A 16,101-nucleotide genomic window follows, 5' to 3' on the forward strand; every position below is an offset into this window, starting at 1 on the left:
ATCATCAAAAAGAGTCTATAGTAACATTCTTGTATATTAAGTAAACTCTTGGATTACTTTAAATTCTCTGGATTCAATTGCTCTAGTTCAGGTAGAACGAATACGCCATCTTTACGGATCAATACATCGTCAAAGTAGATTTCTCCGCCGCCGTAATCAGGACGCTGAATCATAACCATATCCCAGTGGATGTTGGATTCATTTCCGTTATACGCTTCTTCGTATGCTTGACCAGGAGTGAAGTGGAAGCTTCCATCGATCTTCTCATCAAATAAAATATCCTTCATTGGATGTTTGATGAACGGGTTAACACCGATTGCGAATTCCCCAACATAACGAGAACCTTCGTCTGTGTCAAAAATCTTGTTAATACGCTCGGAGTCGTTTGCAGTAGCTTTTACAATTTTTCCATTTTCAAACGTTAGCTGTACATTTTCAAAAGTAAAGCCGTTGTATGGAGATGGTGTATTGTAAGAGATCGTTCCGTTGACTGAATCTTTAACAGGAGCGGTAAATACTTCACCATCAGGAATGTTATTTTGACCCGAACATTTGATAGATGGGATATCTTTAATGGAGAATGATAGATCAGTTCCCGGTCCAGTAATACGGACTTTATCTGTTTTATCCATTAGGTCTTTTAAAGCTGTCATCGCATCATCCATTTTCCCGTAATCCAAGTTACAAACTTCAAAATAGAAGTCTTCGAAAGCTTCTGTACTCATGCTAGCTGATTGTGCCATAGATGCGTTTGGATAGCGAAGTACACACCATTTTGTCTTTTTAATACGAATCTTGCGGTGCATCGCAAAGATTGTTTTTTCGTATAGCGCCATTTTTTCGGATGGTACATCAGACATTTCATTGATGTTGTCACCTGAACGAAGACCGATGTATGCGTCCATCTGGCTCATTAAGTCACCTTCGTGCTTAGCGATCATCTCCATTTGTTCTTCAGAAGCTTGTGTATATTGCGCGCGCATCACAGAATGATCTTTTAGTAAAACGAAAGGATATCCGCCAGCTGCATATGCCTCTTGAACAAGTGCGTTTACCAATTCTTTTTGAAGGCCAAAGTTCTCGATTAGAACTTTTTCACCTTTTTGCAGATTTACAGAGTATGTAATCAAGTTTTTCGCGAGTTGTTGAATTCTTGGATCTCTCATTGTTGATGAAGCCCCCTAAATATATTTAATATCTTCTTTATTTTAACTTAATTTAAACAATTTGTAATGTTCTAGAAAAGGAATTTGACGAATGAGCAAGAATACTTAATAAAACACGTTTCCTTTGATAAAAACTCGGGAAAAAGCAATAATATACTTTCAGGAGGTGTCTCGTTTAATGGAAATCATTATTTCTATCAGTGTAGCTCTAATCGCAGTTGCATTTGTCGTACTCGTTTATTTTTTATCAAGGGCTTTGAAATCTTTACAAACCACCCTCGATCATGTCGCGGTAACGCTAGAAAGTCTAGAAAAACAATTAGATGGCGTAACGCGCGAGACAACCGATTTGTTACATAAAACAAACCAGTTAGCCGAGGATGTTCAAAAGAAATCAGATTCTCTTAATCATGTTTTTTCAGCAGTACAAGATTTCGGTCAATCTGTTCAAAAGGTGAACCAATCTGTCCGCAAAGTAACTGACCAAATAACGGTTGAAACAGAGCGACAGTCTAAGCAAATATCGCAAGCGGTTCAATGGGGTAACGCAGCATTGAATTTATGGGAGAAATACAAACTCAAAAAATCCAATGTTGAGACAGCACAAAGTCAATATTCTAGAGGAGGAGTGTAAATGAGCAACAACAACAATCAAAACATCGACAGCAAAGATTTTATTATCGGTGCTCTTGTTGGGGGTATGTTAGGGGCTGCAGCAGCGTTATTATTAGCACCTAAAGCTGGTAAGGAATTGCGTAGCGACCTGAACGAACAGGCGGTATATCTGAAGGATAAAAGTAACGAGATCTCTCATTTGGCTCGTGAAAAATCCTCAAATATTGTTCGTACGGTATCTGAGCAATCGAATCAAGTGGCTACAAAAGTGAAAGATTTAACTTCTAATCTTCGCAAAGACATTGATAAGTGGCGTACAAGGGAAGAAGACAATGCGTCTGAATTGTATGGTGAGATTACAGACGATATTCAGGACGAAGGGCAATTAGATTACGATCCTGCGAATGAACAGGAATTAGTAGAGCAAAAATATTGATAAGTAAAGTGTAAATATGAAAAGATAAGAAAAAGAACTTGTTTCTTTTTCTTTTCTTTTTATTATGGAGGTAGAAAACGATATGTCACTTATTCAATTACACAACGAACAAGACTGGAATTTAGTAAAAGAGCAAAGAAACCGTATCATAATCATGAAAAACAGCACGACATGTCCTGTGAGTCATGAAGCGTTTAAGGAATACCAAAAGTTTGCTTCTGAAAATGATAGTGAAACGTTATATTACTTGAACGTACAAGATTCAAGACCGCTTTCCAATTTGATCGCAGAACAAACAGGTGTTAAGCACGAATCGCCACAAGTGTTAATCTTTGAAGGTGATTCTGTAGTTTGGCATGATTCTCATTGGAACATCACTAATAAAAAGCTTGCTCAAGCAAACGAGAAAACAAAAGCGTAGCAGAAAACCTGCTGCGCTTTTTTCTTTGGTTTTATGAAGCGAAAATCAATTAAACGAGTACTTCAAATTTAAGGATCAAGTGATCACCCGTTTGGATTTCTGTTTGGAAACCAGCTTTTTCGTTATTTACTAAAATGATCAGACTTTCACCAGGTTGTGGCTGGATTGCTAAATCTACCTGAGTAAATACATCTTGAAAAATAAAAGGATGATGCTCTTTCTTTTTCATCATCAGTTCTTCATTTGGCATCAGAACTGAATCGGCATGTAATCTTTCGCCATCTCGATAGAATGTGTAGAGAGGTCGGATTAAGGTTATTTCTTCACCATTAAAAGTAATGGTACATGATTGAATCAAGTTAACGTCTAGAAATTCTGTGATCTTTTGTAACGTTATCTGCTGAGTATCCCCTATGTTTTTATATGTTAGGTGATCTCCGTCGCTCCATTCATGTTGATCAGTTACCGCTTGATCATTCAAAAATACTTTATTTTGCACAGAATTGGATAGCTTTACAGGGCGATCATCGATCTTGATTGAAAAACTAACATCACCCGTTTTTAATTCCCATCCTTTTAAATCAAGAACATCGGAAACCGTTGAAGAAAAATGGCTTAAACAATCATCTCTGTCTTTTAATGTAGCGTCTGGACTAACGAGCTGATGGTTTACATAATAGTGTGTTTCGATTATTTCTAGTTCTCCGTTAATATATAAGTTTTTAACAGTGTGATTTTGAAAAGCGTCTTTTACGGTGATAACAGCATCCTCACCATTTTTTCCTTCTTCAAAAGTGATTACAGCACCTTCAACAATTTCATCTGTAATTGTGCAAGATGTACCATTCATCCTTATAACAGGAGGTGACCTAATTTCCCCTTTGAACATCTTTACTTCTTGGTTTATACATACCAATAATCCCATTCCAGGTTTTCCGTAAAGTTTTGAGAGATTGGCTCCTGCTGCAATCAGTGCATCTCCAATCGTCAGCTTTTTAACTTGAAACAAACGGATTATTTTACCGTTAACCGTGACCGTGACATATTTCACGGGATTATCCTTAGCTGCGATTCCGATACCAACGGGAGTTACTAGTTCAGGACCTTCATCTTTAAGAGTTGGTATTAAGGACTGTATGGCATTAATACCGCGAATGGCTACACGTTCTAAAGGAAGATTTAGTTTTTCCGCTATTTTTTCGCGCAAGGATGGTGTTAAGCTGCCGCCGCCAACAAGCATGACAGCCTGTGGCGCTTTTGCGTTTAGCTGGAGAATCTCACGTGTAATACCATCGGCCAGGTTTTCTATTGCTTTTTCAATTGCCGATATTACTTCATCCTTACTCTTTTTAGATGGAAAACCAAGTATATCTGTATACTCGACATATTCATTTTCGATAAGAGAACGTTTCATTTGTTCAGCAATAGGAAAATCCAACAGAAATGCCGAGCTTACGGCTTCTGTTATCTCATCACCTGCTATCGGTACCATTCCATAGGCGACGACTGTTCCTTGAGCTGTTATGGCAATGTCCGATGTTCCTGCCCCGATATCTACAAGTGCAACATTCAATTTCCTCATCGAAGGAGGAATGAGCACATTGATTGCAGCAATCGGTTCTAACGTTAGTGCTTCCATTTCTAGATCGGCTTCTTGTAATGCCTTCATTAAGGAATCAACAACGACTCTTGGCAAAAAAGTAGCAATGACTTCAACACTGGCTATAGTTCCTTGTTGTCCGATAAAGCTTCCGATCTCATGCTCATCCAAGTAATAGTGCAGCACGGAATATCCTACGCAATCGTAAAGTAGATTCGACTTTTCATCTAATAGACTTGCTAACTGATATTGGGCTTGCTGAACAGCTGCAAGTTCCATATGTATAACTTCATCTTTTGAAGAAACAGCGTTTAGTGAAATATCTTTTTCAGAACGGCCTTTTACAGTTTTCAGTGCTCTTCCTGCTGCAGCCACGCAAACTTTATTTAGTGATCCCACTTCAAGTTCCAATTGATTTTTTATGTTCTTAATCACTTTTGCAACGGCAGGTATATGATGAATTTGACCATCGAGCATGGATCTTTCTTCGTGCTCAATTGTCTTCATATGCAAAACTTCATACTTTCCGTCCGTGTGCTGCCTTAAGATCATACCGACAACAGATCGTGTGCCGATATCTAGTGCAAATAAAAGATTTTTGTCCACGAAGGCACCTCTTTTTGATACGATAGACGTAATGATAGTAGTCGTAAGCAATGTAGAAGCAAACGTCCCAATTATTAGAAATGTATCATATTTCTTACAATATATAAATACTGAGGTGCACATATATGAATCATCTAGAATTGAACACGTTACGAACAGAACTTGATGATGTGAATAAGGAACTATTGGCTTTAATCAACAAACGAGGTGAGCTTGTCCAGAAAATCGGCAAGATTAAATCAGCTCAAGGGATGAAGAAATATGACCCTGTAAGAGAGAGACATATGCTGAATCTCATTTCATCAGATAATGAAGGACCTTTTGAAACGAGCACACTTCAGCATCTATTTAAAGAAATCTTTAAAGCAGGGCTTGGACTTCAAGAGGATGATCATAAAAAGGAACTTCTTGTTTCTAGAAAACAAAGACCGGAAGATACGATTGTAACTGTAAAGGGAACGCACATCGGAAACGGAAATCCTATTTTAATCGCCGGTCCTTGTGCGGTTGAAAGTTATGAGCAAACAGCAGCGGTTGCAGATTCTATTACAAAAAGTGGTCTTAAAATCCTGCGTGGAGGTGCGTTCAAACCACGTACATCGCCATACGATTTTCAAGGGTTAGGAGTGGATGGCCTTCAGATTTTAAAACGAGTTGCTGATGAATACAAATGTGCAGTGATCAGTGAGATCGTTCACCCGCAAGACCTTGAGGAGGCATGTGAATATTTAGACATCATTCAAATCGGTGCTCGAAACATGCAAAACTATGAGCTATTAAAAGCAGCAGGAAAGCTTAATAAGCCGATTCTTTTAAAACGAGGGCTAGCAGCAACGATCGAAGAGTTTATTAACTCAGCAGAGTACATTATGTCTCAAGGAAACGGACAAATCATTCTTTGTGAAAGAGGAATCCGTACGTATGAACGAGCAACCCGAAACACGTTAGATATAACAGCAGTGCCAATTTTAAAACAAGAAACGCACCTTCCTGTCTTCGTTGATGTCACCCATTCAACAGGCAGAAAAGACTTGCTTCTCCCGGCAGCAAAAGCAGCTTTAGCGATTGGAGCAGATGGGGTAATGGCAGAAGTTCATCCAGACCCAGCCGTTGCTCTATCCGATGCCGCTCAGCAAATGAACATCAATGAGTTTGAACAATTTGTAGAGAATCTTGTATCATCAGGTTTTCTGAAAATGAACCAGCTGGTTTGATGTAAATCAAATGCTCTTTTATTAAATTTTTTGCTTAAGGCTTATCTTAGTAAATACTTCATGCGAAGTTGATTGTAGTGGAAGGTGCGAGACTCCTGCGGGACAGGCGGGCGGGTGAGACACTTAAAAGTGAAACGTCCAAATGTGGCTCACAGCCTGCCCCCGGAAAAGCGAGCACCTGGAACGGAAATCAACCACTTTCATTAAACATAAACAGCCCAAAGAAATAATTAAGCCGGTCAGCTTGATAGATTAAAGCTGCCGGTTTTTTGTCTGTAAAGAAGCTATTTAAAAGAGTATGATTCTGCCTATTTTAGCCAAAAATAAGCAAAACAGGAGTATTTTCTTTATTTCCTTTTTAAATGTATGAATATATCGTGAAACATGTCCCTATTCGTTGCCTACTTTACTACTTTATCGTATGATAATAGCATTACATAGCTGTCGGATATGCAGTATATAAGGAGGATTTTTTTGAATACAACAATATATGATGTGGCTCGCGAGGCAGGCGTCTCTATGGCAACGGTTTCACGTGTTGTTAACGGAAACCCTAACGTTAAGCCATCGACTAGAAAGAAAGTACTAGAAGCCATTGAGAGACTAGGCTATCGTCCAAATGCAGTCGCAAGAGGATTAGCGAGCAAGAAAACAACAACTGTAGGTGTTATCATTCCTGATATCTCCAGCATCTTTTTTGCGGAGTTGGCTCGTGGAATTGAAGATATTGCAACCATGTATAAATACAACATTATTCTTTGTAACTCTGATCAGAACAAGGAAAAAGAAATCCATCTTTTAAACACTTTACTTGGTAAGCAAGTAGATGGAATCGTATTTATGGGCGGTAAGATAACGGAAGAACATGTAGAAGAATTCAAACGTGCAGCTGTTCCGATCGTAATGGCCGCGACAGTTGACATGAACGAAGAAGTTCCATCTGTGAACATTGACTATCAAAATGCCGTGTATGAAGCGGTATCGCATTTACTTGAAAAAGGTCATTCTTCTGTAGCGATGGTAACGGGACCACTGGAAGATCCAATCAACGGATATTATAAGTTTAACGGATACCGAAAAGCATTAGAAGAACACGGTAAGAAAGTAGATGAAAGCCAAGTTTTCGTTGGAGAATACACATACGATTCAGGTATTGAAGCTATTGAAAGTTTCTTGGATAGCGGCAATAAGCCATCAGCTGTTTTTGTAGGTACGGATGAAATGGCTTTAGGTGTTATTCATGGTGCGCAAGACCGCGGGTTGAAAGTACCTGAAGATATCGAAGTGATAGGATTTGACAATACAAGACTTGCTACGATGGTTCGTCCGACTCTATCCACAGTTGTACAGCCAATGTACGATATCGGAGCTGTAGCGATGCGTTTGCTGACTAAACTGATGAATAAGGAAACAGTAGAAGAACATACGGTTGTATTGCCTCATCGTATTCAGTTCAGAGACTCTACAAAACAATAATGAAGTGTTGAGGTGGGAGAAGTGAAGATTGGCATCATCGGTGCGATGGACGAGGAAATCGTTTATATGAAAGAAGCACTGGATATATACGGGGAAAGTGTTTTTGCACAAAATAAATTCTATGAAGGCACACATCACAACAAAGAAGTCGTGCTGTGTAAGTCTGGTGTTGGGAAAGTAAATGCAGCGATTACTACTCAAATTCTGATCGATCGATTTCAAGTTACCCATGTACTTTTTACTGGTGTAGCCGGTGCACTTGATCCCCAACTTGAAGTAGGAGACATCGTAATATCATCAAGTGCGATGCAACACGACATTGATGCATCAGCATTAAGTCCTGATTTTCCAAAAGGGACTATTCCAATGTTTGCGTTCGATTCTGAATTTAAAGCAGATGCACAACTTGTTAAATTAGCAGAGAATGCTGCTGAACGATTGCATGGACCTAAAGTTAAGGTCGGAAAAGTGTTAAGCGGTGATCAATTCATAGCCGATCGAGAGCTTGTAGAAACGTATTCTGCTCTTTTAATGGAACGTGTATTGAGATGGAAGGCTCTGCCGTTGCTCAAGCTTCGTTCCTAAACGAAGTACCATTTGTGATTATCCGTTCGATCTCAGATAAAGCAAATGGAGAAGCGCCGGCTAGCTTTGCCGAGTTTACAGCACTTGCAGCAAGACGCTCTTCTGATATGGTAGAGAGCATTATTGAATCTTTATAAAATACGATTCCGAGCTGGCTCATCATCTGATGAGTCAGTTTTTTCATTGTTGAGCTCGTGATTTTGTCGAAAATCGGATAAAATTTTTTATGCGTGAAATTAATTCGAATTACCTTGAAATTAATTCCATTTACCGTGGTTATTATTTGCGATTATCTTAAAATGATGAAAATGCACAACGAAATCAATCTCGAACAACGCATTTTAAGGCAAGAAAAGAGGACTAAACGCTTAGTCCTCTTTTCTTTATGAACTTTTTCGAATCGAATATAAACTTTTTCTAATGTTGCTCTGTTTTTTGATGTGATTTCGTCTTTTCTTGGAATCGGCTTATAGATGCCAGACTCATCTTCCCACGTTCGAGGAAGCGGGTGCTTCGCTTCATTTGTCCAGCGTTCTAGCCAGTTCTCTGCAATTTGTCCTGAAGGAGCTTGCCCATTCATCACACACCATAAATATGACCACGCCCTCGGTACCACCCGCCAAATATCATAACCGCCGCCACCAGTAGCGATCCAGCGGCCGCCGCAATACTTTTCAGCTACTTCTTTTGCGATTCTAGGGATTTCCGTATACGTCTTCATCGTAACAGACAGATGTGTTAATGGATCATAATAGTGAGCATCAACGCCATTTTGCGTAATAATGACATCTGGCTTGAAAAATTCGGCAACTTCCCACAGACTCTTCTCATAGCATTCTAAGAACGATTCATCTTCTGTAAAAGCATCCACAGGTACATTGAAAGAGTAGCCATATCCTTTTCCTGCGCCTTTTTCATGGATTGATCCTGTACCAGGAAACAGATAGCGCCCCGTTTCATGAATGGATAATGTACAAACGTCGGGATCGTCATAGAAAGCCCATTGAACACCATCACCGTGATGGGCGTCCGTATCCACATACAATACACGTGCTTTGTATTTCTGCTTCATATACTCGATCGCGATTGAGCTGTCATTATAGATGCAGAATCCAGATGCTTTTCCTCTGAATCCATGATGAAGTCCGCCACTTAGACTTAAAGCATGTTTCGCTTTTCCTTCCATCACCCAATCAACAGCCGTTAATGTAGCACCTACAATCCAACTGCTTGCTTCATGCATGTTAGGGAATATTGGTGTATCTTCTGTACCAAGCCCATAATTTAAAGCAATTTCCCGGTTAAGCTGTCCTTCTCCCGCTTTTCTTACAGCTTCTACATACCCTTTATCATGAATCAGCATGATCTCTTCATCAGTCGCTTTTCTCGGAATGACGATCTGGTCGTCATACAGGCACTCTGAATCTCTTAACAACTCGTATGCGAGCCGCACTCTAAGCTGATTAAAAGGGTGAGTTTCACTAAATTTATATCCTAAAAGATCTGGTGAATAAACAAAAACGGAATCATTTTTCATGGTGTTCTCCTGGAACAGGTGGCCATTTCACTTCATAGCCGTTATCGATTAAGTGTTCAATGACAGGAAGGGGGTTCATTGTTCCAACCCGAAAGACGATAATCTTTTCTTTTTCATTATGAGAAGGATAGACGAGAACAGAGCTGATGTTTAAGTGGAAATCTTTTAAAACACTCGCCACCCTAGCAAGTTGACCTGCTTCGTTCGGGACGGCCACCTCGAGATGAGAGCCAGGCTGATGAGTGCCGGTCAATTGTATAAACGCATGAAGCATATCACGCTCTGTAACCAGTCCAACAAGCTTCTTCTCTTCAAGTACAGGAATGCAGCTGATGTTATGTTCATAAAAAATAGTCGACAGTTCTTCTGCTATATCAAATGGATGTGCTGTAAAAGCAGCACGTTTCATAATGCTGGACACAGGCTTTTCAAAATCTTCCGGATGCTCGTTTTGGTGAAAGATAGACGGGCTGGCATCTTTCACTTCGCGGTCTGTAACAAGTCCTAATAAGCTGCCATTCGTATCAAGAACAGGCAGGTTTCTAACATCTCTTTCTAACATTAGTTTTAAAGCTGTACCGATCGTTTCGTTTTCATGAATCGTTACAACATTTTTTTGCATCATATTTTGAACGATCATTCTGTACCACTCCCACTTGGTATTCTCTATAATGTTCTAATACATAAAACGATTCTTAAATCGCAGACGGTCAAATTGCTGTACCGTGTCTAAGTCAATTCTCTTTCCGATTCGGACCATCAAGCAATTGGCTGGATGTGAACTAATTTCAGGATCATCTGTAGCCATATATTCTAGACCACCAGCGTTCATCATTTTCTCCATAACTTTTCGATAATCCCAAACGGATAGCTTTGTACCTTTCAAATCCCAGTGCCAATAATACTCTGTCGTGATAATAATATAGTCTTCCATGGCGTCATCCATCATAGAGACTTTTAAAAGTGTTTTTCCAACCTTGAAATTGCGATAATCAGGAATAACTTCAATAGCACCTAACTCTAGTAAACTTTCCATGTTGCCTTCTGACCATCTTTCAAGCGGGTCAGGATAGACGTATGTAACATAACCGATAACGGTATCTTTATTTCTTGCGATAATGATTCTTCCTTCATCAAGTCTTGCTATTTCAGTAACCGCTTTTTTTGTTCATGAGCTGGCCTGAATGCTTTTAAGTCTTCGTGAAAGGTGAGGCCTTCTAGGGTTTCGGCTGAAACCGGACCTTCAACGGTAATTGTTCCGTGACTCGTTTTAAGAGCTACACAGTTATATGTTTTGATATGTTTCATATTTACACCACCTAGGTTTGTTTCCAACTCCTATTATACATTATAAAAGACAGTTGTAAGGGTTTACATTAAGGTTTTTATAGACAGTTCTAATAAGTTAAAAAATTTTGATAATATGATATACTTGAAGAGATATTCAATAGGGAAGGGAGATTTAGCAATGAAACTGGAAGCGCTTCCGATTATAAAAGGTGATTTTAATCTACAAGATTACGAGGCAGCATACGGAGCATTTGATTGGAAAGACATTGAGAAAGAATTCTCCTGGCATAAAACAGGGCGAGTGAATATGGCATATGAAGCCATTGACCGTCATGCAGCATCCCATCGTAAAAACAAAGTAGCTCTTTACTTTTCCGATCAAAAAAGAGATGAGAAGTATACATTCAAGGACATGAAAGAAATGTCTAACAAAGCGGGTAATATGCTCCGTCAAGTAGGTGTTGAAAAAGGGGATCGTGTTTTTATTTTTATGCCGCGTTCACCTGAACTGTATTTTACTTTCCTTGGTGCGGTTAAACTAGGAGCAATCGTTGGCCCTTTATTTGAAGCGTTTATGGAAGGTGCTGTACGAGACAGACTTGAAGACAGTGAAGCTAAAGTACTTGTTACTACTCCTTCACTTCTAGAGCGTGTGCCTGTTGATGAACTGCCAAAGTTGAAGAATGTAATTTTGGTAGATGAAGATGTAAAAGAAGAAGGACCATATGTAAATTATTATGACCGTATGAAAAAAGCGTCCAAAGACCTTGATATTGAATGGGTAGACCGTGAAGACGGACTGATTCTACACTATACTTCTGGATCGACTGGTAAACCAAAAGGTGTTTTGCATGTTCATAACGCGATGCTTCAGCACTACCAAACTTCAAAATGGGTTCTCGACTTGAAGGAAGACGATGTGTATTGGTGTACCGCAGACCCGGGTTGGGTAACTGGAACATCTTATGGTATATTCGGACCTTGGTTAAACGGAGCATCAAGCGTTATCCGAGGAGGCCGTTTTTCTCCTGAAGATTGGTATGGAACAATTGAAAAGTATGGTGTGACGGTCTGGTATAGCGCACCAACTGCTTTCCGTATGCTCATGGGTGCAGGAGACGAAGTAGTTAAGAAGTTTGATATGTCATCCCTGCGTCATATCTTAAGTGTAGGTGAGCCTCTTAACCCTGAAGTTGTTAGATGGGGTATGAAAGTGTTCAATCTCCGTATCCATGACAATTGGTGGATGACAGAAACAGGCGGACAGCTGATCAGCAACTATCCTGCTATGGAAATCAAACCGGGCTCAATGGGTAAACCGTTCCCTGGTGTTGAAGCGGCTATCATTGATGATCAGGACAACATCTTGCCACCTTATCGAATGGGTAACTTAGCTATTAAAAAAGGATGGCCATCTATGATGCGTGCCATATGGAATAATCCTGAAAAATATGATTCATACTTCACTCCTGGAGGATGGTATGTTTCTGGAGATTCTGCTTATATGGATGAAGATGGCTACTTCTGGTTCCAAGGAAGAATTGATGATGTGATTATGACCTCTGGTGAACGAGTTGGTCCATTTGAGGTGGAGAGCAAGCTTGTTGAACATCCTGCTGTAGCTGAAGCAGGTGTAATTGGTAAGCCAGATCCTGTTCGCGGAGAAATCATCAAGGCATTTATAGCGCTTCGTTCTGGTTATGAAGCAAGTGATGAACTGATTGAAGAGATTCGCAGTTTCGTAAAATCAGGTCTAGCAGCACATGCAGCACCTCGTGAGATTGAGTTCCGCGATAAGCTTCCAAAGACAAGAAGCGGTAAGATCATGCGTCGCGTTCTAAAAGCGTGGGAACTGGATCTTCCAACAGGTGATCTATCTACGATGGAAGACTAAAACCAAATCAAAAGTTAAAACCCTCGAAATTAATTCGAGGGTTTTTTGTCTTTCTTTTTATTATCTTGTGTTGTTGCTGGAGGTGGATCACCAGTACCAGGGTCAGTCGGTGGCGGTGGTGGATCTTGTGGTTCTCCAGGTTTATCTCCTCCGGTTGGTGGCGGAGGAGTTGCTGGTTCAGCAGGTGGCTTCTTTTCTCCTACCTGAACTTTTGTTTGAGCAGGAGATTCTTTACCGGCGATATCAACCGCTGTTACATAAACAACGCCATTTGGAACTTTTGCAGACGTTTTATCGGCAGTTACAGAGCCGATCTTTTTAAACGAGCTGCCGTCAGCAGAATGATAGATACGATATCCGATCACATCATTCTCACCATGAGAAGACCATGAAAGGACACCATCAGACATCCTAGTTCCAGCAACAGGCGATGGAACTTTACCATTCTCTCTTAATTCTTTTTCTGGAACGATGTTATCTAAAAGATTGGTTGTCTTTGTCAATTTATTTAATGCTTCTAAGCCTAGTTCTTTTAAGAACTCTTCCTTGATCAGAACACCATCTTTCGTAAATTCTTGTGGTGTAGAAGGAAGTGCTTTATATTTAGCATCTCCTACAAGAACGTAACGACCTTTTGTGAGTGTGTCATCCACTTCTTTTGGCGTGAACTTTGCATTAAATAAGTCAGTCGTTACTAGACCTGCACTTCGGCATAAATCAGAAGGCAGTTTACCAGAGATGCCGCAGATTTCACGACGCACAATTTCTGAAGGCATCGCAAATCTTTGCTCAGGATCCATAAGCTGTGGTGAATGTTTGTAAGCTGCGTTAGCGAGTAGCGCCCATATGCGCTGATTACGTTTTCCAGTTCCACCATCACCTTTAACGAGTGAGTCTGGTGTATCATAGCCAAGCCATACTCCCAAGGATACATTTGGATTTGAACCGACAAACCATGAATCAAAATCATCATTTGTAGTACCCGATTTTCCTGCCCAATCCGAATTAAAAGCAAGATAACGGTTAATGTGGCTTCCTGTACCTCCATTTACAACATCACGCATCATATCAACTAATAAGTAGGATGTTTGTGGAGAATACACTTGAGCAGGCTCTGACTTATGTTGATAGATTAAATCGCCATCATTGGATTCGATCTTTTCAATCATATAAGCATCAACGAAGTTACCACCATTTGCAAAAGTTGCAAATGCATTCGTATTTTCTTCAACCGTGACACCGTTTGTCATTCCTCCGATAGCAAGTACAGGTGCTCCTCTATCATTCGGGCTTAAAGAGGTAACTCCCATCCTTGCTAGCCTATTTAAAGCTTCGTCTGTATTTACACGCATATAGCTTCTAATAGCTGGTGTGTTTCTAGAATACTTTAAGGAATGTCTTACAGAAACAAGACCATCATACTTTCCATCCCAGTTGCCAATCGAATGAGTACCATATTGGACTGGTGAATCAGGTACAATTGAACCGGGTTGAACTTTCCCCGTTTCAAGCGCTAGGGAATAGGCTAATAACGGTTTCATTGTAGATCCATTCTGTCTCTTCATGACTGTAGCGTGATTCGTTTGTTCACGATTAAAATCTCGTCCGGCTACAAAACTGATAATTTTCCCTGTTCTATTATCAATGAGGGTAGCCCCGACTTCCTCAGGCTCCGGTTTTTCTAACTTTTTATTTCCAACAAATTCATTTGCAGGTCCAAACAGATTATCGTTAGCTATAACTGCCTGCATCTCATCATATATCTTTTGGTTGATTGTCGTATGGATCTTAATGCCTTTTTGCCTCACTTGAACTCTGGCATTATCCCCATATTCCTTTAGTTCTTCGGGAGTTAAGTCCTCGAATTTTTTACCATCTTTTTCAGCTTGAAGTTTTGTTAAAATTTCAATCGTACGCTGCTGAACTTCAACTGTTAAAGCTGGATATTTTTCAAAAGAAGATTGTTGTTTAGTCGTTAAATTCTTTTAATATCGTATTTCATCGCTTCATCATATTCTGCTTGTGTGATGGATCCAGCAGATAACATACGGCTGAGTACCGTTTGCATACGTTTAATACCAGCTGACATATCCTCTTTCTGTTCACCGCCCTTACTGAACGGTGTATAAACAAAAGGATTCTTTGGCAAACCTGCAAGATAAGCGGATTGTGCGAGATTCAATTTCGAGGCTGGCACACCAAATATTCCTCCTGCAGCTGCTTGTATTCCAGCAACGTTTCTACCGGATGAATTACGTCCATAAGGGACGATGTTTAAGTAAGCTTCAAGGATATCGTCTTTTTTCAAAACTTTCTCAAGACGCATCGCTAGAAGAATTTCTTTTGCTTTTCGGTCAAAAGATACTTCATTTGTTAATATTTGATTCTTTATGAGCTGCTGTGTTAAAGTACTGCCGCCGGTAACGATTGGAGCACCAGAAAATTCTTCATACATGGCACGAAAAATCGCTTTTGGCACAACACCATCATGCTCATAAAAATATTGATCTTCTGTAGAAATAACAGCTTTAATGACGTTAGGAGAAACATCTTTTAATTTTACTTCCTGTCTGTCTAAATCTGATTGAAGTTTGCCCATGTATTGATTGTTATCAAAATAAACCGTACTCGTTTCTTCATAGTTGTAAATGTCTTCTTTCATAGAAGAGTAGGCGCGGACAGGTTCGTCTTTTACAAGTGAAGCGAAGAAGCCTGCTCCCACTCCTGCTGCGAAAACACCACCAAGAATCAATAGTACAGTGACAATCAAAAACATGTTCCATGTAACGTTATATGTAATTCGTGCTGTTCGAATAATTCTTTTTCTTTCAAAAAGTGGACAAATTTCTCCCATTTTTGCTTAAGTCCATCAAAATGAGACATCATTTGGTAATCCCTCCCCTTGTGTATTATAACATAAGGTCGAATTATGATAGAATACAGTTTTTGAATTGAGGAGATTGACATGAAATTCATCTCTATGGTAAAAATAAATGAAGATTAATATAGCTAAAGCGAAGATAGGAATCAGTAGCAGGTGTCTCCCTGTTTCAGAAAGCTGGTGGTTGATGCGAACCAGTGCAAAGGCATGCTGTGAATTACCTCCTGGAGCTGTCTCTGTGAACATAAGTAGCAGAGAACGGATAAAACCGTTACGGAATGAAGTGAAAAGCTATAATTAGCTTTTAATTAGGTGGTACCGCGAGATTGTCATCACGTCCCTTTCCAACTGGAGAGGGACTTTTTTATTGTTTTTAGGGG

At 39.8% G+C, this 16,101-nt stretch carries 13 protein-coding genes, 2 pseudogenes and 1 other annotated feature; of the genes and pseudogenes, 8 read left to right on the forward strand and 7 right to left on the reverse strand.

What is annotated here, in order from left to right; all coding sequences use genetic code 11:
- Positions 1-53 precede the first annotated feature (53 nt).
- Complete coding sequence (locus tag ACEWFH_RS07390) at positions 54-1,166, reverse strand: aminopeptidase (protein ID WP_289494807.1); 1,113 nt, start codon at positions 1,164-1,166, stop codon at positions 54-56.
- Between the two features lie 178 nt (positions 1,167-1,344).
- On the opposite strand from ACEWFH_RS07390, the gene ACEWFH_RS07395 reads away from it, so the two are divergent.
- The 3 genes from ACEWFH_RS07395 to ytxJ all read left to right on the forward strand — a co-directional run bounded on the left by ACEWFH_RS07395 (position 1,345) and on the right by ytxJ (position 2,638).
- A complete protein-coding gene (locus ACEWFH_RS07395; RefSeq protein WP_473726717.1) occupies positions 1,345-1,800 on the forward strand; it encodes a DUF948 domain-containing protein in 456 nt (151 codons plus the stop codon).
- Complete coding sequence (locus ACEWFH_RS07400; RefSeq protein WP_473726718.1) at positions 1,801-2,217, forward strand: YtxH domain-containing protein; 417 nt, start codon at positions 1,801-1,803, stop codon at positions 2,215-2,217.
- Positions 2,218-2,299: 82 nt separating this feature from the next.
- Entirely contained in the window at positions 2,300-2,638 is a 339-nt protein-coding gene (ytxJ, locus tag ACEWFH_RS07405; protein ID WP_473726719.1) for a bacillithiol system redox-active protein YtxJ, read from the forward strand.
- Between the two features lie 49 nt (positions 2,639-2,687).
- On the opposite strand, the gene ACEWFH_RS07410 is transcribed toward ytxJ, so the two are convergent.
- Positions 2,688-4,844 carry a cell division protein FtsA gene (locus ACEWFH_RS07410; protein WP_473726720.1) on the reverse strand — a complete coding sequence of 719 codons (2,157 nt, stop codon included), beginning with the start codon at positions 4,842-4,844 and terminating at the stop codon, positions 2,688-2,690.
- 125 nt (positions 4,845-4,969) lie between these two features.
- Here ACEWFH_RS07410 and ACEWFH_RS07415 point away from each other — a divergent pair, with 125 nt between their 5' ends.
- The 4 genes and pseudogenes from ACEWFH_RS07415 (at position 4,970) to ACEWFH_RS07430 (ending at position 8,256) form a co-directional block, all read left to right on the forward strand.
- The gene (locus ACEWFH_RS07415; RefSeq protein ID WP_473726721.1) at positions 4,970-6,058 is read left to right on the forward strand and encodes a bifunctional 3-deoxy-7-phosphoheptulonate synthase/chorismate mutase; all 1,089 of its coding nucleotides are present in this window, start codon (positions 4,970-4,972) and stop codon (positions 6,056-6,058) included.
- A gap of 84 nt (positions 6,059-6,142) precedes the next feature.
- On the forward strand, positions 6,143-6,265 hold the full coding sequence (locus ACEWFH_RS07420) for a hypothetical protein (RefSeq protein WP_473726722.1): 123 nt from the start codon (positions 6,143-6,145) through the stop codon (positions 6,263-6,265).
- 267 nt (positions 6,266-6,532) lie between these two features.
- Positions 6,533-7,534, forward strand: a complete 1,002-nt coding sequence (gene ccpA / locus ACEWFH_RS07425; RefSeq protein WP_473726723.1) for a catabolite control protein A — start codon at positions 6,533-6,535, stop codon at positions 7,532-7,534.
- Positions 7,535-7,600: 66 nt separating this feature from the next.
- Positions 7,601-8,256, forward strand: a pseudogene (locus ACEWFH_RS07430) (5'-methylthioadenosine/adenosylhomocysteine nucleosidase).
- Between the two features lie 152 nt (positions 8,257-8,408).
- Here the strand turns inward: ACEWFH_RS07430 and ACEWFH_RS07435 are convergent.
- The 3 genes and pseudogenes from ACEWFH_RS07435 to ACEWFH_RS07445 form a co-directional block, all read right to left on the reverse strand.
- Complete coding sequence (locus ACEWFH_RS07435) at positions 8,409-9,656, reverse strand: acetoin utilization protein AcuC (RefSeq protein ID WP_473726724.1); 1,248 nt, start codon at positions 9,654-9,656, stop codon at positions 8,409-8,411.
- Complete coding sequence (locus ACEWFH_RS07440) at positions 9,646-10,296, reverse strand: acetoin utilization AcuB family protein (RefSeq protein ID WP_473726725.1); 651 nt, start codon at positions 10,294-10,296, stop codon at positions 9,646-9,648. Before ACEWFH_RS07440 ends, ACEWFH_RS07435 begins: the two co-directional genes overlap by 11 nt.
- A 36-nt stretch (positions 10,297-10,332) precedes the next feature.
- Positions 10,333-10,964, reverse strand: a pseudogene (locus ACEWFH_RS07445) (GNAT family N-acetyltransferase).
- A gap of 160 nt (positions 10,965-11,124) precedes the next feature.
- Between ACEWFH_RS07445 and acsA the strand changes: the two are divergent.
- Positions 11,125-12,840 carry an acetate--CoA ligase gene (acsA, locus tag ACEWFH_RS07450; RefSeq protein ID WP_473726726.1) on the forward strand — a complete coding sequence of 572 codons (1,716 nt, stop codon included), beginning with the start codon at positions 11,125-11,127 and terminating at the stop codon, positions 12,838-12,840.
- A 29-nt stretch (positions 12,841-12,869) separates the two neighbouring features.
- Here the strand turns inward: acsA and ACEWFH_RS07455 are convergent, their stop codons facing one another.
- Together ACEWFH_RS07455 and ACEWFH_RS07460 are read right to left on the reverse strand one after the other, a co-directional pair.
- A complete protein-coding gene (locus ACEWFH_RS07455; RefSeq protein WP_473726727.1) occupies positions 12,870-14,648 on the reverse strand; it encodes a transglycosylase domain-containing protein in 1,779 nt (592 codons plus the stop codon).
- Between the two features lie 167 nt (positions 14,649-14,815).
- Complete coding sequence (locus ACEWFH_RS07460) at positions 14,816-15,694, reverse strand: transglycosylase domain-containing protein (protein ID WP_473726728.1); 879 nt, start codon at positions 15,692-15,694, stop codon at positions 14,816-14,818.
- A 154-nt stretch (positions 15,695-15,848) separates the two neighbouring features.
- Positions 15,849-16,066 (forward strand) — a binding site (T-box leader).
- Positions 16,067-16,101 lie beyond the last annotated feature (35 nt).

Source organism: Fictibacillus sp. EA-CB0309 (assembly GCF_055814265.1).